The sequence below is a fragment of the Clostridium sp. MD294 genome (genome assembly GCF_000364165.2).
GTDB lineage: Bacteria > Bacillota > Clostridia > Lachnospirales > Anaerotignaceae > Coprocola.
Genome location: NZ_CP097810.1, coordinates 1,024,492 through 1,045,804 on the forward strand (window position 1 = coordinate 1,024,492; position 21,313 = coordinate 1,045,804).

Annotated in this window: 17 protein-coding genes and 1 pseudogene; 10 read left to right on the plus strand and 8 right to left on the minus strand. The window is 32.3% G+C overall.

What is annotated here, in order from left to right; all coding sequences use genetic code 11:
- Positions 1-164: 164 nt before the first annotated feature.
- The 7 genes and pseudogenes from C820_RS05030 to spoVT form a co-directional block, all read right to left on the minus strand.
- Positions 165-1,340, minus strand: a complete 1,176-nt coding sequence (locus C820_RS05030) for an RNA-guided endonuclease InsQ/TnpB family protein (RefSeq protein WP_004037590.1) — start codon at positions 1,338-1,340, stop codon at positions 165-167.
- Positions 1,318-1,440, minus strand: a pseudogene (locus C820_RS05035) (IS607 family transposase); the annotation flags it as partial. The pseudogene C820_RS05035 and the gene C820_RS05030, both read right to left, overlap by 23 nt.
- Before the next feature lie 250 nt (positions 1,441-1,690).
- A complete protein-coding gene (locus C820_RS05040) occupies positions 1,691-2,314 on the minus strand; it encodes an ATP-binding cassette domain-containing protein (RefSeq protein ID WP_004037588.1) in 624 nt (207 codons plus the stop codon).
- The gene (locus C820_RS05045; RefSeq protein WP_004037586.1) at positions 2,286-3,080 is read right to left on the minus strand and encodes an ABC transporter permease; all 795 of its coding nucleotides are present in this window, start codon (positions 3,078-3,080) and stop codon (positions 2,286-2,288) included. Before C820_RS05045 ends, C820_RS05040 begins: the two co-directional genes overlap by 29 nt.
- Positions 3,055-4,071, minus strand: a complete 1,017-nt coding sequence (locus C820_RS05050; RefSeq protein WP_004037584.1) for an ABC transporter substrate-binding protein — start codon at positions 4,069-4,071, stop codon at positions 3,055-3,057. Before C820_RS05050 ends, C820_RS05045 begins: the two co-directional genes overlap by 26 nt.
- 168 nt (positions 4,072-4,239) lie before the next feature.
- A complete protein-coding gene (locus C820_RS05055) occupies positions 4,240-5,730 on the minus strand; it encodes a 4Fe-4S dicluster domain-containing protein (RefSeq protein WP_004037582.1) in 1,491 nt (496 codons plus the stop codon).
- 216 nt (positions 5,731-5,946) lie between these two features.
- Positions 5,947-6,492: a stage V sporulation protein T gene (gene spoVT / locus C820_RS05060; protein WP_004037580.1), complete on the minus strand. Its 546-nt coding sequence runs from the start codon at positions 6,490-6,492 to the stop codon at positions 5,947-5,949.
- 264 nt (positions 6,493-6,756) lie between these two features.
- Here spoVT and C820_RS05065 point away from each other — a divergent pair, with 264 nt between their 5' ends.
- A complete protein-coding gene (locus C820_RS05065; RefSeq protein WP_207635784.1) occupies positions 6,757-6,852 on the plus strand; it encodes a putative holin-like toxin in 96 nt (31 codons plus the stop codon).
- A gap of 640 nt (positions 6,853-7,492) precedes the next feature.
- Here the strand turns inward: C820_RS05065 and C820_RS05070 are convergent.
- The gene (locus C820_RS05070) at positions 7,493-7,606 is read right to left on the minus strand and encodes a putative holin-like toxin (protein WP_242824499.1); all 114 of its coding nucleotides are present in this window, start codon (positions 7,604-7,606) and stop codon (positions 7,493-7,495) included.
- Between the two features lie 968 nt (positions 7,607-8,574).
- Here C820_RS05070 and C820_RS05075 point away from each other — a divergent pair.
- From C820_RS05075 to sleB, 9 genes are all read left to right on the plus strand, one after another.
- A complete protein-coding gene (locus tag C820_RS05075; protein WP_004037578.1) occupies positions 8,575-12,039 on the plus strand; it encodes a stalk domain-containing protein in 3,465 nt (1,154 codons plus the stop codon).
- A gap of 401 nt (positions 12,040-12,440) precedes the next feature.
- The gene (locus C820_RS05080) at positions 12,441-13,187 is read left to right on the plus strand and encodes a stalk domain-containing protein (protein WP_004037576.1); all 747 of its coding nucleotides are present in this window, start codon (positions 12,441-12,443) and stop codon (positions 13,185-13,187) included.
- A 13-nt stretch (positions 13,188-13,200) separates the two neighbouring features.
- On the plus strand, positions 13,201-14,331 hold the full coding sequence (locus C820_RS05085) for a TolC family protein (protein ID WP_004037574.1): 1,131 nt from the start codon (positions 13,201-13,203) through the stop codon (positions 14,329-14,331).
- 206 nt (positions 14,332-14,537) lie between these two features.
- Positions 14,538-15,875, plus strand: coding sequence for an aminotransferase class III-fold pyridoxal phosphate-dependent enzyme (locus C820_RS05090; protein ID WP_004037572.1), 1,338 nt, complete (start codon positions 14,538-14,540; stop codon positions 15,873-15,875).
- A 187-nt stretch (positions 15,876-16,062) separates the two neighbouring features.
- Positions 16,063-17,550: a spore germination protein gene (locus tag C820_RS05095; protein WP_004037569.1), complete on the plus strand. Its 1,488-nt coding sequence runs from the start codon at positions 16,063-16,065 to the stop codon at positions 17,548-17,550.
- Entirely contained in the window at positions 17,550-18,656 is a 1,107-nt protein-coding gene (locus C820_RS05100) for a GerAB/ArcD/ProY family transporter (protein ID WP_004037567.1), read from the plus strand. The genes C820_RS05095 and C820_RS05100 overlap by 1 nt, the downstream gene beginning before the upstream one ends.
- Positions 18,653-19,780, plus strand: coding sequence for a Ger(x)C family spore germination protein (locus C820_RS05105; RefSeq protein ID WP_004037565.1), 1,128 nt, complete (start codon positions 18,653-18,655; stop codon positions 19,778-19,780). Before C820_RS05100 ends, C820_RS05105 begins: the two co-directional genes overlap by 4 nt.
- Positions 19,781-19,861: 81 nt before the next feature.
- Positions 19,862-20,542 (plus strand): stage II sporulation protein R, encoded by a 681-nt coding sequence (gene spoIIR / locus C820_RS05110; protein WP_004037563.1) that lies wholly within the window; start codon positions 19,862-19,864, stop codon positions 20,540-20,542.
- 29 nt (positions 20,543-20,571) lie between these two features.
- Positions 20,572-21,279, plus strand: coding sequence for a spore cortex-lytic enzyme (gene sleB, locus C820_RS05115; RefSeq protein WP_004037561.1), 708 nt, complete (start codon positions 20,572-20,574; stop codon positions 21,277-21,279).
- Positions 21,280-21,313: the final 34 nt, after the last annotated feature.

Here is a 21,313-nt window from a genome sequence, read left to right on the forward strand (position 1 = left end):
CTGAAAACTTATAAAAAGTTAACAAAAATATTGCTATTTTATAAAACTCTTCTGTTTCATTTCTGCTTCATTGTGTATGCTTTTGCCTAGGCTACTCACAAGTTCTTGTACACTCCACAGACGTAAATTCCGACGTAACTCGCCGTACATATCTACATTAACTTTTAGGTGTTATTTTGTAGATTACAATAATAGTTTTTTAGATTAAGACTTGCATTAAAATCTCTATCTATCTTTATACCACATTTATCACATACATACACTCTATCACTTAGCTTTAAGTTTTTTTTAATATTACCACAGCAGTAACATCTTTTACTACTTGGATAAAATCTATCGGCAAATATTACTTCTATATTGCTCCAACTAGCTTTGTACTCAATTTGTTTTCTAAACTCATAGAATTTTTGTTCTTGAACTGCTTTTGATAAATGCTTATTTTTCATCATACCACTTACATTTAAGTCCTCTAAAACGATATAGCTTGGTTCTCGTTTTATCATTTCAGTAGTTGTTTTGTGTAAATAGTCATTTCTGATGTTTGATAGTCTATTACAAATCTTTCGCAATTCTCTTTCACTTTTTATAATGTTGCTTGTTTTCTTGTAACTCTCTCCCTCCTTATTCCTTTCGTATTTTATTGATATACTACGTTGCAACCTACGTTTTTTCTTTTCTAATTTTTTAACTCTGCTAGTATTATTTACATTTTTGTATTTGTTCCCATCAGAACAAATAGCTAAATATTTGATGCCTAAATCAATTCCGACACCTTCATTAAGTGATATTGGTTTTAATTCTTTTTCTGTTTCAATACCTATACATATATACCAATTAACTCCGTCATATACTACATGAGGATTGATATATTTACAATCTGTTGGTATCTTATCTTTTTCAGCTAGTTTGATAAAATTCATTTTAGCCTTGTTCTTTTTTGTTGATAAAGAAATCTTTTCTAGCTTAACATGAGTATCTGTAAACTTAATTTTATCAGTATCAACGTAAAAACTTGGTGTATCTTTTTTCTTGCTTTTGAACTTAGGAAAATCAGCTCTGTGATGAAAGAAATTTTTATAAGCTATACAACAATCTTTAATAGCTTGTTTGGTAACATTATTGCTAATAGTATTTAGCCATTTATATTCTTCTTCTTGTTTTAATATAGTAAACTGTTTCCTAAGTTCGCTATCACTGATAAAGTTTCCACCGTTTTTATAGTTTTCTTGTTGTTTTTTTAATGCCCAGTTATAAGCAAATCTTTTTGTGCCACAGAATTGAAAAAGCCTAGTCTGTTGCTTGTTATTAGGGAGTAGCTTAACTTTGAATGTTTTTATCATCTTCTATCAACTCCTTAATATTGGCTCTCTTACATTGTAATTTACAACTAAAAAACGTTATTATTTGAATGAAATCCTTTATTAATTCTTCCTGCAAACTCAACACTTTATATAGTTTTTTATAAGTTTTTATTAACAGTTATATACCTCTTTTTTGCATGAAAAGTAGTACGAAATTAAATGTATTAAGTAAATTTATTTTATAAATTTACCTATAACAAACAATATTTAATAACATTAGTAATTACCCTCTGTCTAAAAAAGACGAGGGTTATTATAAATGATAGTGTTATATAATGTGTGTAATATGATTTAATTATAGCTGTTGCAGTATAAAAAGCAAGGTATTTTCAATGTATGAATTCGACAAAATTATTTGAAGTAACTGCTTTTAAAGTATGTTTTTGAAGTATAAATAAATGAGGAGAAAGAGCAGTCGCTTCTTCTATGTTGTGTGTAATAATAAGGCAAATTTTATTTTGCATTTTTTGCTGTAAAAATGGTATGATTTGTTGTTTTCTTTCTAAATCTATACCAGTAAAAGGTTCATCTAAAAGGAATATATCACCATCATAAACAATCGCTTTTGCTAAAGCAACACGCCTGAGCATACCTCCGCTTAATTCAGAAGGTAATTTATTTTCTATACCAAATAAATCTAATTGTTCTAATATAGAGATGCAGTATTTTTTGTCAGTATTGACAATAGTCATATTGTCTAAAATAGTGAACCAAGGTAGTAGTCTGTTTTCTTGAAAAAGAAACGAAATTTTTGAAGCATTGTGATAAATAAATCCTTTTTGAGGAAGAAGTAAACCGCTTATTAATTTAAAAAATGTTGTTTTGCCACAGCCGCTTTTTCCTAATATGCAATAAATACCTTGCTTGTCAAAACAACAACAAAATTGCTGTAATATAGTAGTATCGTAGCGAAATGTTACATTTTCAAATTGTAGCATTGTTTTTGTTTTCATATGAAATACCCATCTTTCTACTAATATAATAAAGTAAATATAAAAAGCATTTTTCTAAAAGTATACTAAATAGTATAGCACAAATTGTCCATACAAATAACTCTGATGTTTCTAAATAAATTTTTGTTTCATAAATTTTTCTGCCTATAGAAGCATTAGGAGTGCATATTACTTCTGCTGCAATACCTGCTTTCCAAGCCATACCTATACCTGCATGACAAGCAGATATAAAATAAGGAAGTATAGAAGGAATGTATATATAACGATAAGTTTTAAAATAAGAAAAACGATATACTTTTGCCATTTCTAAATATTGTTTTTGTGTTTGTTCTATACCAATGCTGATATTTGTCCATATTAAAGGAAATACCATCAAAAACGATATAACAATGGGTACAAAGTCTGTTTTTATCCATAAAAGTACTAATATGCTAAAAGAGGCAACAGGAGTTGCTTTCATGGTATGTATAGCAGGGGAGAAAAAGTCATGTAATATTTTACTGCGATAACAAAGTATAGCAAATAATATGCCTAAAAAAACAGAAAATAAATAACCTGTCAATATACGTATCATAGAACAGAATATAGTATACCAAAAAGAAAATTCTAAACTAAGTGAAAAAAAAGTTTTTAAAACACTAATAGGAGAAGCAATAAGTATTTCTTTATTTATGATAACAAATAAAAATTGCCAAAATAACAGCCATACAAATAGTATGACTGTTTTAGAAATCAGTTTTTTATTTTGTATAATAAAAATCTTCATCAGGCAATACGCCTCCTATAGATTTTGGATTTGCATCAAATAAAACTTGATAAAAACCTTGTAAAGCATTTTTCATTTCTTCTCCAGAAATAAAAACAATATTACAGTTAGGTATTGCTTTTTCTGCAGCAGCAGCATTTTCCATAATACCATATTGCTGTACTAAAGTAGCAGCTTCTGCAATATTGGCATTAACATAATTTACAGAGTTTTCATATTCTTTTAAAAAGTTTTCAAATGCTTGCTTATTGTTTTCAATAAATTCTTTTCTTGCTACAATACAACCCATAGCAAGCTGTGATGTCTGTAAAGAATTAAGTTTTTGCGTATTGTCCCATTGCTGTGTTAAATCAAGTGCTTGACGTATAGTATCATCTTTTAATAAAACAGCTGTAACATTAGGTTCTGGTAAAAGTGCAATGTTGACATCACCTGCTAATAAAGCAGCAGCAAGTTCAGCATGTTCTGTCATATATTCTACTGTTACATTTTCAATATTATTTTTTTGTAAAATATAGTTTAGTACATATTCTGGAGTAGAGCCTTGTCCTGTAGCATAAATTGTTTTGCCTTCTAAATCTGAAATAGATTGTATTGTGTCACCACGTTCTAAAATGTGCAATACACCTAATGTGTTTATAGCAGCAATAGAAATTTCGTGTTCTGATTTGTTATAAACAGCAGCAGCGATGTTTGTAGGTAGTGCTGCAATATCTACTCCTCCATTTATAAGTTCTGCCATTACTTCATCTGGTGCAGAAGAAATTTCAAATGTATAATCGTTTGATAAATCAGTAGCATCTAATAATTGTACAGCACCAATTCCTGTAGGCCCTTTTAAAACAGCAACAGAAACAGGCGTTTTGTCTGCATTTTCAATGACATCTGGCTGTTCTGCTGCTGTACTAGAATTATCAGAACAAGCTACCATATTAAAGAGTAAAGTAATCAATAGTAAAATACTAAAAATAGGTTTTAATTTGTTTTTCATAATAGTGTTGCTGCTCATAATGTTAAAAAATAAAATGATTTTATAAAGCAGCTTCTCCTTTCATTTGATAAAATTTATGTGATAAAAAAGGAAGGAACTGTTACAGTTCCTTCATAAAAAGTTATTACTGTTTTTCATAGTAATGAAGTGAACAGATTTGCTATGCTATTATGCTTTATCGTAATCTCTTTCCATATTGATAAGAGAAAGGTCAAAACCGTTTAGTGCTTCTAAACTGTTTGCAGAAGTAGCAGATTTTCCGTATTGTGTAACATCATTGATGCCTTTTACAGCATGACACATAGAAGCAGCACCACCAGTACAACCATTTTTGCAGGCCATACCTTCAATAAAGTTGCCGTTTAATTTGCCAACAGCAGCAAGACGTAATGCTTTTGCACATTCATCTAAACCATTACAACGAACAGGTTTTATTTCTACATCTATATTTTGTATTTCTTTTGCTTGAACAACACCTTCTGTTACACCACCAGTTCTACCAAATACTCTACCATAATAAGAAGAAGTACAGTATTGTGTGTTTTGAAGTGACATTTCTTCTAATTCTGCGATATTGATATTTTTAGCATCTAATACAGATTGTAATTCTTCAAATGTTAGTACAATATCAATAGCGTCTTTTATATCATGTTGTTTTATTTCTACTTTTTTTGCTGTACAGGGCCCTATAAATACAATTTTTGCATCTGGATGCTGATATTTAATCATTCTGGAAACCGCAATCATAGGAGAAACTGCAGTAGATACATGAGGCATTAATTGTGGATAATGTCTTTTTACAAAATCAACAAAAGCAGGACAACAAGAAGAAGTTTTCCAACCTTTTTCTTCTACAGTTTCTGCAAACTCTTTTGCTTCATAAAGAGAAACCATGTCAGCACCAAGTGATGCTTCTGCAATGTCGTAAAAACCTAAATTTTTAATAGCAGTAAAAACTTGACCAAGTTTATATTCTGGGAATTGGCTGGCAATAGCAGGTGCTATTACAGCAAATACTTTGTAGTTTGTGTTGTTCCAAGACTCTTTGATAAGACTAAGAACTTCTTTTATGTATGTTTTGTCAACAATAGCACCAAAAGGACATTGATAAACACAAGAGCCACAAGAAACGCATTTGTTATGGTCAATTTTAGATTTACGATTGTCGTCCATAGAAACAGCATTTACAGGACAAGCACGAACACAAGGACGTTTTACTTCACTGATAGCATTAAAAGGACAAACTTCTTTACATTTGCCACATTCAATACAAATTTCTTGATTGATGTAAGAACGATGATTAACAATTGTGATAGCGTGTTTTGGACAAACTTCTTTACATTTGTGACTAATGCAACCACGACAAGCTTCTGTAACAACAAAACGGTCAATAGGACATTCGTCACAGGCTGAGTCTAAAACATTGATTACTCTGTCATCTTTGGTAGGTTTTAAAACAAGACCAACACGGTCTTGTATAATATGACGTTCTTTGTAGATGCAACAACGAAATTGTGCTTTTGGACCAGGGATAATTGATTTTGCAATTTCTTGATAAGAGTCTTCGCTTTCTGTGAGAGTACCCTGAAAAAAGCGAGATGCAATTTCTTTGTTTACAAGATATTTGATATACTCAACGTTACTGTCAAAATGCTTCATTAATGACACACTCCTTTTTTAAATATACTTGTGTAGAGATAGATATAGATTTAATTAATACATAGAAAACAACAATAATAATAATAAAAGTGTTGTATAGGTGTATTATAAGATATGTGTCAAGTTATGTCAAAGAAAACATAGCACAAAAAATATTTTTATATAATTTTACTATAATAATAAAAGAGCCACGAATGGCTCTTAAAAGAGATAATGTTATTGTTCCATTTGCTTGCCTAAAAAACCGGCAGCAGATTGTGCTAATTTGCCTTCTAATTCTCCCATTTTTTTATCTTGGGAAAGAAATATAACAGCACCCATAGCGTCGCCTTCAGAAATAATAGGGGTAATGAGCTGATAATTGTAATTTTCAGTTTCGTTATCTTCTAACATAGGAATAAAAGTATTTTCTTTTCTATCAGCTATAACAGTTGTTCTTTGATTAATACATTGTTCTAATTCTCCGCTGATGTGTTTTTCAAAAAATTCTTTTTTGCTGCCACCAGAAACAGCAATAATTTGGTCTTTGTCAACAATGCAGGTAAGATGCCCAGCAGTTTGAGCGAGTGACTCAGCATATTCTCGAGCAAAAGCACCTAATTCTCCTATAGGGGAATATTTTTTCAATATAATTTCGCCTTCTCTATCTGTAAATATTTCTAAAGGGTCGCCCTCTCGTATTCTTAATGTTCTTCTAATTTCTTTAGGAATAACAACTCTACCTAAGTCGTCAATTCTTCTAACTATACCAGTTGCTTTCATGATAATTTCCTCCTATTTCATAGCGGCAGAAAATCACCGCTTTTTTGTATTATATTTTTTGACAATAGTATTTGTAAAACTGCAAAATTTATACAAATTTATAAAATAGGTTTTTTTGGAAAAAAGAAAGCAATAAGAAAAAGAAAAGAATTTTTTGTTGAAAAAAGGGAAAAAAATTGCTATTATAAAAATAGCAGTCATGACGGGTGGTCGCCCTCTTAGTGTGTATTATTATTACATAAAAGAGGAAAGGGGGCGATGCGAATGACAGTATTTGAAGCAATATATTTAATGCTTGCTTTTGGTACTTTTATTGTAGCATTACTTTCTCTCATCGTTCTTTTGACGAAGAAGAAGTAACAAAAAACTACCCATCATAGCTCCTGTAAAGCTAGGGTAGTTTTCTATCCTAAGCAGGGCGACCACAAAGTGGTGACTGCTCCTCTTTTATAAAAAAAGTATAACATAAAATAGGTAAATTGTAAAGCAGTTGTTGAGAGCAAGTGTTTTTTTGATGAAGAAGAAGTAACAAAAAACTACCCATAAAAGCTCTCGCAAAGCTAGGGTAGTTTTTTACTCTACTGAGAGCGACCACAAAGTGGTGACTGCTCCTCTTTTATAAAAAAAGTATAACATAAAATATGAAAATTGTAAAGCACTTGTGAAGGGGTAAGTGCTATTTTTATGAAAAAGAAGTAACTAAAAAACTACCCATAAAAGCTCCTGTAAAGCTAGGGTAGTTTTCTATCCTAAGCAGGGCGACCACTTTATGGTGACTGCTCCTCTTTTATAAAAAAAGTATAACATAAAATTATGTAAATTGTAAAGCACTTGCGAAGGGCGAGCGTAGAAAACTATATAAAAATTTTTATTGCATTCAGAAAATATATGTGATACAATGAAAAAAAGAAAAGCACCCACTCCAAAAGTGGATGCCTCCAGAATGTGAAGTGCCCTTAGGGACACCGCCTATCCTGTGGTCGAGACAGGATGGGCTTTTTTAATGCTTGTTTCTCTTATTGAGAAAAGCAAGCAACGCAATAACAAAACCGCCAAAGGTAAATAACAAAGTTAATATACCTATAAAAATCGTAATGATTTCAAAAGCAGTCATGTGCGTCACCTCCTTTCCTATGTAATATTAGAATGTAAGGGAAGGAGGCGGCCACCCTGTCATGGGTACTTTTCTATGGCTTTCGCCATGTTAACAATATATCATTTTCAATTCTTTTTTTCAACTTTTTTTATGTTTTATTAGGGGAAGCACATAGAGTTTTTTACAAGGAAGATATGCAAAAGGAAGTTTATAGGCAGAGTAGCACTTACTCCTGCAAGTGCTATTTTGATGGAAAAGTTAAGACATTGGGCTTTGTACAAAGCTACTCAATTTTTGAAAAAAGGCGATGTAAAAAACTTTTATAGAAAAATTCGTTTTACGATTTAGAAAGGGGAAAGGGCAGAAAAAAGAAAAAGAAAATAAGACATAAAAACGGGACATTAATAAGGAAGAAAGGGGGAGGGAAATAGGGAAAAGTTACAGGGATATTTAAGAGAGTTTACAGTTATGTTACAAGATAGGCAAAGGGCTTGCGTAAAAAAAAAGGATAAGTTATAATGTGTTCAGCAAAGGGAGAGAAGCCCAAACAGAACAGACTGTAAACTGAGGAACGCCAGAAAGCGTTAGAGAGAGGGAATAAATATTACAGTACTGTTACACTTGAAGGAGAATTATTGACGAAGTAAAAAAGCGATGTTATAATTCAACTTGTATCAAGGGGGTACCCTTTGAAAAGGATACTAAGCAACAAATCGCTTAGGGCAAAAGCAATACTCTACACACAAAAGGACAACTATTAAAAGAGGAATTTTGACAGAGAGAGTTATTTTATGACGACTAGGTCGAACTCTCATAAACGTCAAATATTTGAAAAAGGAATTTTTTTTCACGCAAGCGTGAAAAACCGTTCGAATATTTGACATTCGAGTTACTTCTGCGTTACTGCGTAACGGCTAGGTCGAACTCTCATAAACGTCAAATATTCTCACTAAATTGGTTTTTAAATTAAAGGAGGAAATTAAAAAATGAAAAAGTTTATATCATTTGCGTTAGCAGCAAGCATGGCATTGAGCATGATACCTGCAACAGCATTTGCAAGCAGTGATTTGACAACATCTCACTCTAATATCAGAGTAACAGCAAACACAGAATTCAAACCTAAAAAAGATGCAGGTAGCGATTACAGAGATGTACCATACATTTTATTAGAAGCAAGCAACGACTTTATTGATACAAAACAAACATTCGAATTAGCACTTGAAAATGCTGAATGGTTAGAAATGGACGGCGACGACGGAGATACATTATATGTTGAAGACGACGCTACAATGAAAGAATATTTACAGTTTGCACCAGCAAGCGGAGATGCTACAAGTGGTAGTACATCTGGTTCTACACCAAGTGGTGATGTTGCTAAATTACAACAAGACTACTTAGCAGCAGCACAAGATTTAGCAAAGAAAGCTAAAGCTTACCAAGATTATATTAGTGCAGCTGATAACCAAAGTGTAGCTGATGCACAAGAAGCATTAAACAGTGCACAATTGAGTTTGGCTGATGCACAAGAAACATTAGAAGAGGCTAAAAAAGCAAATGAAGCATTGCAAAAATATACTGATGCAGAATTGGAAGCAGCAGCAAAAGCATATAATGATGCAGTAGAGGCAGCAGGTAATGATAGTATATATCAAGCTTATACAACTGGTGGAGCTAGTGCAACTGAACCAGACGATCCAACTGTTGCAACTACAAGTGGAGATTTTAAAGCTAGTGGTAAATATAAAGGTAGTATTACTGAGCATGTATTTACATCAGACTATTATGCAGGTGAAAATGGAGATGCTTTAACAGTAAGTGGAGTAGATGAAAGTACAGATCCTACAGAAGAAGTTATTAAGGCAGCAGTAGATGCAGCAACAGATATGATAACTGCTGGTGTTGAGGCAGCAAGTGCACATGAAGATTGGGAAAATGGTCAACGAGTAGTAAAATCACATGATGATACTATAGCAGCAGCTAAAAAGAAAGTAGACGAAATGGGTATTCCAGTTATTGGAAATACAGCATCTGCAACAGCTATGATACAAAATAGAAAAGATGCAGCTAAAGCAGTAGAAGATGCAGAAAAACTTGTAAAAGAAAAAGAAGCTCTTGTAGCTCAAAAACAAAAAGAATTAGATGAGGTATCAGCAGGCAATACAACAAAAGCAGATTTTGATGCAGCAATTAAAGCTAGATGGAATGCTGGTGTAGCATTATTGAATGCTGGTGGTATTTCTTATGAAGATACTATTATAGCATTAGATGGAAAAGCAGGACTTGTTACTTCAGGAAATGGTGTTGATAACGTTGTATATAAATATAGCGGAATTGAAGCAATTGAATATGGTGCAACAGCAGTAGCTGGTGTATACACAACAACAGTAAACGGTACTGAATTAAAAGTAACTATTGACAAAAAATCCGACACAAGAATTATCGTAACAACAGATGGTTACAAATTCAAAGATGGCGATGTATTGAGAATTCCTCTGTTCGTAAGAACAACAGGCGGTGTTGCAAGCGTATCTATTGACTCATTGAACTCTGAGTTTACAAGCGAAGGCAAAACATTTGCTAAAACAGCTGACGGAGATACAAACTTGACAATCGAAAAAACACAAAGCTTCTATGATGGCGATGAAGTGAAAAACATCTACATTGAAGAATTAGTACCTGGAACATTAGAAGATGACGGACTTGTATCATTGAGAGTTAACGGCGACTTCAAATTGAAAAGAGGAAATAACTTCTCTATTAAGAGAATTACAGGTAACAACTTAGATGTAGAGTTAACAGAAAGCGTATACACAGACCCTAAATGTGAAGACAAATTCACAAAAGGCGATGACAGTGATGAAATCTATATCCAATTAGGTGGAACACAGTCTACACAAGCTGTTCAATACAGAATTACAGGTTTGTTAATCGTTGAAGACGGTGCTGACTTTGGTGATGAAGCTACAATCACAGTAAGCGGTGGCGGAACAAGCAAACAAACAGTAACAATTGGTACTTATGAAGATTACGGCGTAAAAATGACAGCTGAAGATAAAGAACTTCCAGTTATTTACGCAGGTACAAAAGCAAGCAGCAAATATGACAACCAAACATTGAAAGTAGTTATCGAAGAAACAGTAGCTAACTCTTTCATTGACAATAGAAAAATGGAATTGACATTACCTGAAGGTGTAGAATTCGTTATGGATAATGGCGATGCTGAACAAAAAATCGGAAGCATTGACGATATCACAGAAGATTTCAAAGCTTACAACTTCCAAGGTACATTGAACCAAGTAAAAGATGCTTTCACAGTTGATGCTGACGGTGGAAAAATCACAATTACAAGCAAAGACCTTCCAGAAGGTATATTCGAAAGCAGCGGAAGCAACAAAGACAGAAAGAGAAAATTCGAATTCAGTGTACATGTATCCGCAGAAGCTGACTTCACAGGCGATGTTGTAATGACATTGAGTGGCCCAGCAGTAGCTAACCAAAGCGTAAGTGCTACAATCGCTACAGTAAAAGCTCCTATCGAAGTTAGAACAACAGTAAATGAATTGAAAATTGACTACAGAAACACAGATGTTGCTGACATTACAATCGTTGAGCCAGAAGCAGGATTATGGGCTAAAGATGACGTAATCAAACTTGAAGGCGAAAGAATGAGTTTTGAAGGTGGCGCAAAAGCTGAAGTTGTTAATGGCGACATGAAACTTGCTAAATTGGGCGGAGATTATGTTGATACAGAAGACAGCGGAGATGACAAAAACGGCGTTCTTTATGTAAAAGTTGATAGCAGAAGCTCCAAAACTCCAGCAGAAATCAAAATTTCCGGATTGAGCTTGTACATGAACAGAAGTCTTGCAGCTGGTGATTACAAATTGAAAGTATATGGTGAACCAGACAACGAATTCTTCATGAACAACTACCATAAAGATGGCGATGATTACGCTAACAGCTTCGAAACAGCTAAAGTAACAGTAATGAACGATTTCGTAAAAGTTGTAACAGCAGGTCGTGACAAAGACGATGCTACATTTACAACAAGTATCGTAGTACCAGTTGGTTCTGATGTAATCACAGCAGGTACTAGAGAAATCAAATTGAGCGAAATGGAAGGCGGCGCTTGCCCTCCAGCATACATCAACAATGATGGTTACACAATGTTACCAGTTAGAGCCGTAACAGAATCTTTGAACAACATCGCAGCAGTTAGATGGGATGACGCTACAAAGACATGTACAATCGGTTTCGGTCAAAGAGTATTCTCTATGACAGTTGGAAGCAAAGTGCTTAACATGAATGGTGTATCTACAGCATTGAATGCAGCTCCTGAAATTAGAGATGGTCGTGTATTCTTACCTCTTAGAGATTTAGGATATGCTTTAGGATTATCTGAAAGCCAAATCTCTTGGGATGCTACAACTCAAACAGCTAGATTAAACTAATTTGATGTTTGAAAATTGTAAATTGAAATAAAGTGGGGGTGGTGACTTATGTCACCACCTTTCTGCGTTTCGATTTTATCGAAACGCTAAGTCGCAAACAGGTTTTCGACTTGATGTAACAGAGGTATAAACAGCTTGTTCCATAAGCTTAATAGCATTGAAACTCGCTGTTTTACTCAGGTGGGCAAAGCCCCCCTTGCGGATTAAAATGGGAAGTTGCACTCCCCAAACATCTTGCCTTTTAAAGTCAAAGCAGTTTGTTAAGTATATTGGGGTGGTGGCATGAGTTACCACCTCTATTTAAAAATATAGTTTTTACAGAATTTTACAGGTGTTTTTTTGTGTTTTATGAAGACTATATTGCAGAAATATCGTATAATGAGTAGGAAAGGAGGATTATTATGAAAAGTTGGAAAATAGGTGTGTTAGGATTTGTTGCTGGTAGTATGGTGATGGGGGCTAGTACTGTATTTGCTAGTGTGTATAAAACAGTGCAGGCTCAAATTATGGCTGATGTGATGTTCCAAGTTGATGACAAAACTGTTGCCTCTCCCTCTAATCAGCCTGTGCTGAATTATAATGGGTATATTTATGTGCCACTACGATTTACTGCGGAAACTTTGGAATGTCAGGTTTCTTTTGACCCTGTTATGAAAAGAGTTGCTGTTGTGTCACCTGAACCTGAAGTTATTGAAACTGTTGTCGAAAAAGAAGTCGAAAAAATTGTTTATGTGGATAGAAGTGATGACCCTGATTATGTGGTGTATAATAAATTGCCTGTAACAGTGTATAAAGATGGGTATGAAATTACTCTCAAAACGGTTATGATGGATGATAAAGAAAATGCTGGTATGAGAAGAACTAGAACCTATTTAAAAGTAGAAAATACTGATGTAGATAAAATTAGTATTATGCCTTATGAAGCTAAATTGACATTAGATGATAAAGAGTTTGATGTATCTCTTGCTGGCGGTAGATGGGACGATGCTTGGAGTGAAAATATAAGAGAAGATGAAAAAAAAGAAGGATATATTTTGTTTGATGGCGTAGAGTATGATTATACAAAAGGTTCTCTGGAGTTCCAAGTAAGAGTAAATGATGGCTCTGGTGATGTCATTGATGATATACGATTTGATTTTAAAAAATGAGGTGTGATGAAAAATGAAAAAAAGTTTTTTATCTGTTACAAAAATCATTTCTGTTGTGCTTTGTGTTAGCATTTTAATGAGCAGTATGGTGTTTGCAGCAGAAAAAAAGGATACTACATTAGATATTCAGTCATTAGATTATCAAACAGCTGTGGATATGGCAATTCAAAATGCTTCGTCATTGAAAAAAATTGCTGACCAAATTGATGTAACATTAGATACTAAAGAAGATTTGTTTGATGGTGGTGTGCGTCCTGGTGATAATACTCAATTAGTTGTAGTAAGTGCTCAAAGATTGGCTTATTTGAGTAATATTTATTCATTAGATGCAAGTTATCGTATTTCTAAAATTACAGAAGATGTTACTAAAATTGGTATACAGGCAGCAGTTAAAAATTCTTTTACTACAATATTGTTAAATCAGAGTAATTTAGATTTACTTCAAAAAAATTATAATTTGCAAAAACAACTTCTTACTCAAGCAAATGTTAAAAATCAGGTTGGTGTAATGAGTAAAAAAGATTTAGAAGATTTGAACAGACAAACGCAACAAATGGCTGAGCAAATAAAACAATTACAAATGAATATAGATAATGCTTATATTGCATTAAATGATTTGATTGGTGCAAATCCAGAAGACAGATATGAAATTGTAAATGAAGTGGAATATACACCTCTTGAAATGACTATGAGTTTAGAAATGTATGTCAATAGAAAACTTTCTACAGACCAGTCTTTGCAAATGCAGCAGATAGCAGTAGAAAATGCAGAGTTTTCTGCAAAAACAATATCACTTAATACAACAGGTTCTCAATATAGAACAACAGAATTAGAAGCAACAAATGCAGCAAGAGATTATAAAAATGCAAAAGAAGATAAAGAAAAAAGTATTAGACAGGCCTATATACAATTACAACAATTAGAGTCTGCAAGAAAAAATTTACAAACAGATTTAGAAAAAGCAAAATCAGATTTGGAAAAAGCAGAAGTTAATTTTAAAGTAGGAAATATTACACAATTAACATTAGACCAAGCAGCACTAGCGTTAGATAGTGTTGAAAATAGTTTTCTAGAAAACACATTAAATCATGATTTATTAATGTTTACATTTGATAATACTTGTGTATTAGGCAGTGCAGGCTGAAAAAAATAGATAAAAATGTCAGACAAGAATATTTTATTCTTGTCTTTTTTATTTTATTTTGATATAAAATGCAGTTGATTTTATGGATAGAAATGGTATTTTTTTGACAAAAAATAGCTTTTTATTGCAAAAATAAAAAAATAGTGCTAGAATAAACGAATATAAAAAAGAGTAAGTGTATATTTATTTATAAGGAGTGAATACAAATGAAAACACAGAAGTGTATGCAATGGGTAGAAAGAGATAAAAAAGTAGTAGCACCTACACAACATCTTTCTTATTTTCCATTAGTAGTAGAAAGTGCAAAAGATGCTATAATTTATGATGAAGATGGAAATGAATATATTGATTTTCTCAGTAGTGCATCATCTTTAAATTTGGGGAGTAGTAATGAAAAAGTCACAGAAGCAATACAGCAGCAATTAAAAAAATGCACACAATATACAGTAGCATATACTTATAGTACTACTATGATTGAATATGCAGAAAAACTTACTTCTGTTTATCCAGGAGGAGTAAAGGCAAAAATATTATTTGGTAATTGTGGTTCTGATGCAAATGATGCTGCAATAAAATTTGCAAGAGCATATACAGGACGTACTAAAATCATTACATTTTTAAATGGTTATTATGGTAATACCTATGGTTCTTCTTCTTTGACAACTTGTACACCACGTATGCACGCTAAAATGGGGCCTTTTTTACCAGAAATTTATCATTTTCCATTTTTTAATGTAAATGTAGATGATAAAGAATGTGAAAGAGAATGTTTAAAAGAGATGGAAAGGGCTTTTGCAACTTATTTGCCAGCAGAAGAAGTAGCAGCAGTTATCATAGAACCCCTACAAGGAGATGGCGGGTTAATGCCGGCACACCCTATATTTATAAAAAAATTGTATGAAATTTGTAAAAAATATAATATTTTATTTATTTCTGAAGAAGTACAACAAGCATTTTATAGAACAGGAAAATTTTTTAGTATAGAACATTATGGAATTATACCAGATGGTATTGTTATGGGTAAATTTATTGGAGCAAGTTTGACATTAGGTGCTTTTATAGCAAAAGAGGAAATTATGGATTGTTTAAAAGCACCAGCACATTTATTTACATTAGGAGGAAATGCCATAGCTTGTGCCGCAGGAAATGCAGCTTTTGATTATATGCAATCAGAAGAATTTCAAAATATATTAAAAAGAAACTGTAATATATTACAACAAGGATTTACTATGTTAAAGCAAAAACATAGCGATATTATTAGTACAATGAATGGATTAGGCTTGTCTTATGGTATTGGTATTGTAAAAGAACAAAACGGAAAAAAAGTGGCTGACCCTAATGGTACATTTAAAATATTATATAGAGCTTATGAAAAAGGCTTGCTTATGATTTCTGTAGCAGATAATATATTAAGAATACAGCCACCTTTGAATATTGATGAAAATTTATTCAAAAAAGCATTTGTTATAATAGATGAAGCAATGCAGGAATATAAACAAGGTGATATTCCAGATGATGTATTAAATTTTAAACAAGGCTGGTAATGATAAAAAATCGGTAACATTTTTATGTTACCGATTTTTTATGTTTTTTATTTATTTTTTTCTCTTTTATGACTTAGTTTTTTAGTGCACTATAATATGTTAAAACAGCAATTTTTATAAAAAAGTACATATTTTTTATGATTTGGCAAAGGCTAATAATAAAGTATATTAAAGTAGGTGATGTCTGTTGGAACAGATTTCAAAAAATTTAGAAAAAAATATTGCTGTAATAGAAAATGCTTTTCAATATTGCGGTGATATTGTAAAAAGGCGTTTTTTTGTAGGAGAGAAAAAAGAAATTGCTGTATATATGGTATATACAGACAATATTGTAAATGGTAGTGCTATAGAGGAAAGCATACTAACAAATATTATGAACCGCTGTCGCATTGACGGCAAAAAGGAGGGTATGCTTAAAAGATTAAATGAAGAGGTCATTGCTATAGGAGAAATGACAGAAGTTAAAACATTTCAAGAAATATTTGATGCGGTACTTTTGGGAGATACTATATTGCTCATGGACGGAAATGACATTGCATTACAGGCTTCTACAAAAGGATTTCCTTCTAGAGGAGTAAGTGAAGCAAAAACAGAAGTAGTTGTGCAAGGACCTAAAGATGCTTTTACAGAAATAGGAGCAACCAATATTGTACTGATAAGGAGAAGAATAAGAGATACCAAATTAAAAGTAAAAAGGACAAAAGTGGGAAAAAGAAGTAAAACAGATGTTGCAATATTGTATATAGAGGATATAGTAAGAAAAGAAATATTACAAGAAGTAGAAAATAGAATTAATCAAATTGATATTGACGTAATATTAGACAGTGGATATATTGACCAGCTTTTAGAAAATAGATGGCTTTCGCCTTTTCCACAATTGCAAATGACAGAACGCCCAGATAAAGCAAGCTCTGCATTATTAGAGGGACGTGTTGTAATTGTAATAGATAATACTCCATTTGTTGTAATAGCACCTGCAACATTAAATGTATTTTTTCAAGCAGCAGAAGACTACTATGACAGATGGGAAATTATGAGTTTTATAAGATTAATACGATATTGTGCAGGATTTTTAGCGGTGGCATTACCTGGATTGTATATTGCATTGACAGTATTTCACCCATCTATGATACCTACTAATTTGGCACTTAAAATAGCAGAAACAAGACAGAATATTCCTTTTCCGGCAGTAGGAGAAATATTAATAATGGAATTAGCTTTTGAACTTTTGAGGGAAGCAGGTATTCGATTGCCTTCTCCTGTCAGTTCCACAATAGGCATTGTAGGAGGCATTATTATAGGACAGGCAGCCGTAGAAGCAGGTATTGTTAGTCCAAGTGTTGTAATTGTTTCTGCATTGACAGGAATATGTACTTTTGTTATTCCCAATATTGCTTTGGTTTCAGGATTACGTTTGACGAAATATATTGTATTATTGTTTTCTGCAATATTAGGATTATATGGTTTTTGGTTAGCACTAATATTAATGCTAATTCATATGGCAAGTTTGAAGAGCTTTCATATACCATTTTTATATCCTTTTTGTTCCGCATCAGTAAACAATTATAATGATTTAGAGGATAGTATATTCCGTTTACCATTATGGTTTATGAAAAAAAGACCTATTTTTTCTAATGACAAACATAGACAAAGAGAAAAGGGAGGCAAAATATAATGTTTTCCGAAAATGACAAAATTTCAATAAGACAGTTACAAGCATTATTGATATTAGATTTGTTTGGTACAGGTGTTGTAACACTTCCAAGACAAACAGTAAATGTAGCAGGAAATGATGCTTATATTGCAGTACTTTTAGGCAGTATAATTATGGCAATTTTTACACTTGTGTTTACGACATTGGGACAAAGACATACCAATAAAACAGTAGTAGAAATTTCTCAAATATTGCTTAGTCGCCCTATAGGATTGCTTTTGTCATTAGGACTAGCTATAAAAATAATGATAGGGGCAGGATTGGAATTGCGTATATTTTGTGAAATGATAGGACAGTCTATGCTCTTTCGTACACCTATATTTGTAACAGCACTTGCTATGCTTCTGATTTGTGGCTATGTATCTGCAATAGGGTATGAATGTCGTGCCAGAACAGGAGAAATATTGTTTATATTTGTGTTTGTGCCATTTTTAATATTAATGCTTTTGGCAGTTTTTACAGCAGATTATAGTAATTTGCGTCCTATACTAAGCCATAGTAATTCTGATATTGCAAAAGGGGCATGGTATACAATACTTTCTTTTCAAGGATTAGAATTTTTATTTTTGGTATTTCCTTATTTGCAACGCCCTAAAAAAGCAAAAAAGGGTATGTTAGAAGCAGGTTTCATTATTGCATTTTTTATGACACTTATTACGCTTTTAACCATTGCAGTTTTTGGACAGTATTCTGTAGTAAATAAATTGTTTCCAGTGCTTCAAATGATGGACTCGTTACAATTGCCAGGTTCTTTTTTAGATAGACAAGATATATTTATGTTGTGGTTTTGGGTAGTTTCCATATTTGCCTCTGTAAGTGCAGCATTGTTTTTTGTTACAATACTGTTTGAAAGAATGCAGCAAAATAAAAATAAAAAAATACCTGCAAGAAAATGGATGTTTTTTGTTATGGTAATTGTATTTTTAGTGACAGTTCTTCCTCAAGATGTAGCAAGTACAAACGAGTATATGGAAATATTAAAAAAATATGGAGGTACATTTTATATTTTGGTATTACCTGTTTTACTTTTGATAATAGATAATATAAAAAGGGGGAAACAAATATGAAATATATCAAAAAAGTATTTGTAATATTAGTAGTTTGTTTCCTTACTGGCTGTTGGGACAATAAAGAAATGGAAGATAGAAGTTATATTATTACAATGGGTATAGATAAAAGTGATGATGATAACAAATATTTGCTAACATTAGCACCTGCACAACTTTCTGCAATGAATAGCGGAGAAGAAAGTAGTAATAGTGAAGCACCAGAAAAAGGCATTACAGTAAAAGGAGATAGTATCGCAGCAGCTATAAGACAAGCAGATACTTATAGCAGTAGACAAGTCTATTTAGGACAATTAAAAACAGTGGTGTTAGGAAAAGAACTACTTCAACAAAAACAATATTTACAATCTATATTAGACGAATTAGAAAGAAATCAAGATATTTCAGGAAAAATTATATTACTAGGTACAGAAGGTAGTGCAGGAGAATGTGTCAATGCTATATTAAAAGAAGACGCCTCTACAGGACTTTTTATATGGGATTTTTATAAAAATACAGCACAAGATGTTGCTGTAACAAAAAAATTAGATTTAGAAACATTTTTAAGAGAACTAAGACAAAGTCAAGGTAGTAGTATATTACCTAAAATTACAGCAACAGAACAGGGCATTAAAATAGGAGGAGGCATTGCACTAAGTGATTACGCTTTTATTGGCGATTTAACAGATAAACAAGAACAAGGGGTATTATTATTGCAAGAAGAAGGAAAAGGGGCTGTAATAGAAGGAATTTGGCAAAATAACACCATTCCTATGTGGGTTTATAAAAACAAAAGTAAATTATATTTTACAGAAGAAAATAATCAGCTTATTTGTCATGTAAAACTTTTTATAGAAGGCAGTGCAGAAGGAAGCAGTTTGGAAAGTAGAAATATATTTCAAAGCAGTTCATTAAATGAAATAGAAAATATGTTTGAAATCATCATAAAATCAGAAATAGAAAATACAATAGCATTAGCACAAAAAAAATATAAAAAAGATATATTTGATATAGTTTCTGAATTAAAAAAACAAAGTATACAACTTTATCAAAAATATGGAAATGATGCAGATGAAATAATACAAAATGTAGTATTTGATGTAAATGTTTCTGTAAAAATTAGAACAATAGGTGTTGTAGACTAATTTATTTTTTTAAATAAAGAGGTATAAAATTTGATATTGTGGTCAATCCTTTTTTCATCAAATAAAAAAGCAGGTGAAAATATGAAAGGATTGGCATATACATATTATAGAACGAAATATATATTAAAAATGGAGAAAAAAAATATTGTGTGGTGTTGCATTTTTACACTGATATTTTTGCTGTGTTGTACTGTTTATGCTACAAAAGTATATTCAGAACATATACAAAGTGGTATAGCACAAAAAGTAATACGTTTCCATGTATTAGCAAATAGTGATGCAGAAAATGACCAAAATTTAAAATTAGCTGTAAGAGATGCAATATTACAACAATTAGGAGAAGAATTAGAAAAATATCATGACAAAGAAGAAACAAAGAAATATTTAAAAAATAATATGGATAGAATAAAAAATATAGCATTACAGGAAATTACTAGGCAAGGATATGACTATGATGTAAAGGTAAGTTTAGAAAATACTGTATTTCCATTAAAAAAATATGGAGAATTATCATTTCCTGCTGGAATGTATGAGGCATTGCGTGTAGAAATAGGAGAAGCAAAAGGAAAAAATTGGTGGTGTGTGGTATATCCTCCTTTGTGTTATGTAGATGTTGCTTGTTCAGAAGTAACAGAAGAAAGTAAAATCCGCTTACAAGGAAGTTTAACAGAAGAAGAGTTTTGCATAGTAGATAATGCAGAACAAGAAATAAGTACTAATGTAAAATTTAAAATAGTAGAATGGTGGCAGGAAAGAAAGTAACATTGAAAAAGTTGTTTTGGAGTGATACTATGAAAAATAAAATGTGTAAAATTATTTTTTTACTATGTTGTGTATTTTTGACAGCATCAGCAGCATTATATTATAAAAATAAAAATGAAACAGTTACAACAATTTCTTATGTTTCTTGGGGTACAAGAGGACAGCTTGTAAGAGATGTGCAACAGGCACTGAAAAATAGAGGATATTATACAAGAAATGTAGATGGTATTTATGGTACAGGCACATATAACGCAATTGTATCATTCCAAAGAGATAATGGATTGACAGCAGATGGTATTGCAGGAGAGGCAACGTTGAGAGCATTAGGAATTTCTTCTGGAACAGGAAGCAGTGGCATAGGACAAACAGGACAAAGCAATATTGACGAAGATTTATATTTGTTGGCTTCAGCAATACATGGAGAAGCAAGAGGAGAACCTTATGAAGGACAGGTAGCAGTAGGTGCAGTAATATTAAATAGAGTATCTAGTGAAGACTTTCCTAATTCTATTGCAGAGGTAGTATATCAAAGAGGAGCATTTGATGCTGTAAGAGATGGTCAAATTACATTAACACCAAATGATACAGCATTTCGTGCAGCACAAGATGCTTTAAATGGTTGGGATCCTACAAATGGTGCATTATATTATTGGAACCCAGCCACAGCAACAAGTAGGTGGATATGGTCTGTACCTATTACAACATCAATAGGAAGACATGTATTTGGTGTAAAATAGTCGCCATAAAAGCCATTGGGAAAATACTTCCAAT

Bases quoted from the DNA above. Each gene is read 5' to 3' on its own strand.
- C820_RS05030 (WP_004037590.1), bottom strand. From the start codon at position 1,340: ATGATAAAAACATTCAAAGTTAAGCTACTCCCTAATAACAAGCAACAG.
- C820_RS05045 (WP_004037586.1), bottom strand. From the start codon at position 3,080: ATGAAGATTTTTATTATACAAAATAAAAAACTGATTTCTAAAACAGTC.
- spoIIR (WP_004037563.1), top strand. From the start codon at position 19,862: ATGAAAGGATTGGCATATACATATTATAGAACGAAATATATATTAAAA.
- C820_RS05065 (WP_207635784.1), top strand. From the start codon at position 6,757: ATGACAGTATTTGAAGCAATATATTTAATGCTTGCTTTTGGTACTTTT.
- C820_RS05075 (WP_004037578.1), top strand. From the start codon at position 8,575: ATGAAAAAGTTTATATCATTTGCGTTAGCAGCAAGCATGGCATTGAGC.
- C820_RS05070 (WP_242824499.1), bottom strand. From the start codon at position 7,606: ATGACTGCTTTTGAAATCATTACGATTTTTATAGGTATATTAACTTTG.
- C820_RS05105 (WP_004037565.1), top strand. From the start codon at position 18,653: ATGAAATATATCAAAAAAGTATTTGTAATATTAGTAGTTTGTTTCCTT.
- C820_RS05050 (WP_004037584.1), bottom strand. From the start codon at position 4,071: ATGAAAAACAAATTAAAACCTATTTTTAGTATTTTACTATTGATTACT.
- spoVT (WP_004037580.1), bottom strand. From the start codon at position 6,492: ATGAAAGCAACTGGTATAGTTAGAAGAATTGACGACTTAGGTAGAGTT.
- C820_RS05100 (WP_004037567.1), top strand. From the start codon at position 17,550: ATGTTTTCCGAAAATGACAAAATTTCAATAAGACAGTTACAAGCATTA.
- C820_RS05080 (WP_004037576.1), top strand. From the start codon at position 12,441: ATGAAAAGTTGGAAAATAGGTGTGTTAGGATTTGTTGCTGGTAGTATG.
- C820_RS05055 (WP_004037582.1), bottom strand. From the start codon at position 5,730: ATGAAGCATTTTGACAGTAACGTTGAGTATATCAAATATCTTGTAAAC.
- sleB (WP_004037561.1), top strand. From the start codon at position 20,572: ATGAAAAATAAAATGTGTAAAATTATTTTTTTACTATGTTGTGTATTT.
- C820_RS05040 (WP_004037588.1), bottom strand. From the start codon at position 2,314: ATGAAAACAAAAACAATGCTACAATTTGAAAATGTAACATTTCGCTAC.
- C820_RS05085 (WP_004037574.1), top strand. From the start codon at position 13,201: ATGAAAAAAAGTTTTTTATCTGTTACAAAAATCATTTCTGTTGTGCTT.
- C820_RS05090 (WP_004037572.1), top strand. From the start codon at position 14,538: ATGAAAACACAGAAGTGTATGCAATGGGTAGAAAGAGATAAAAAAGTA.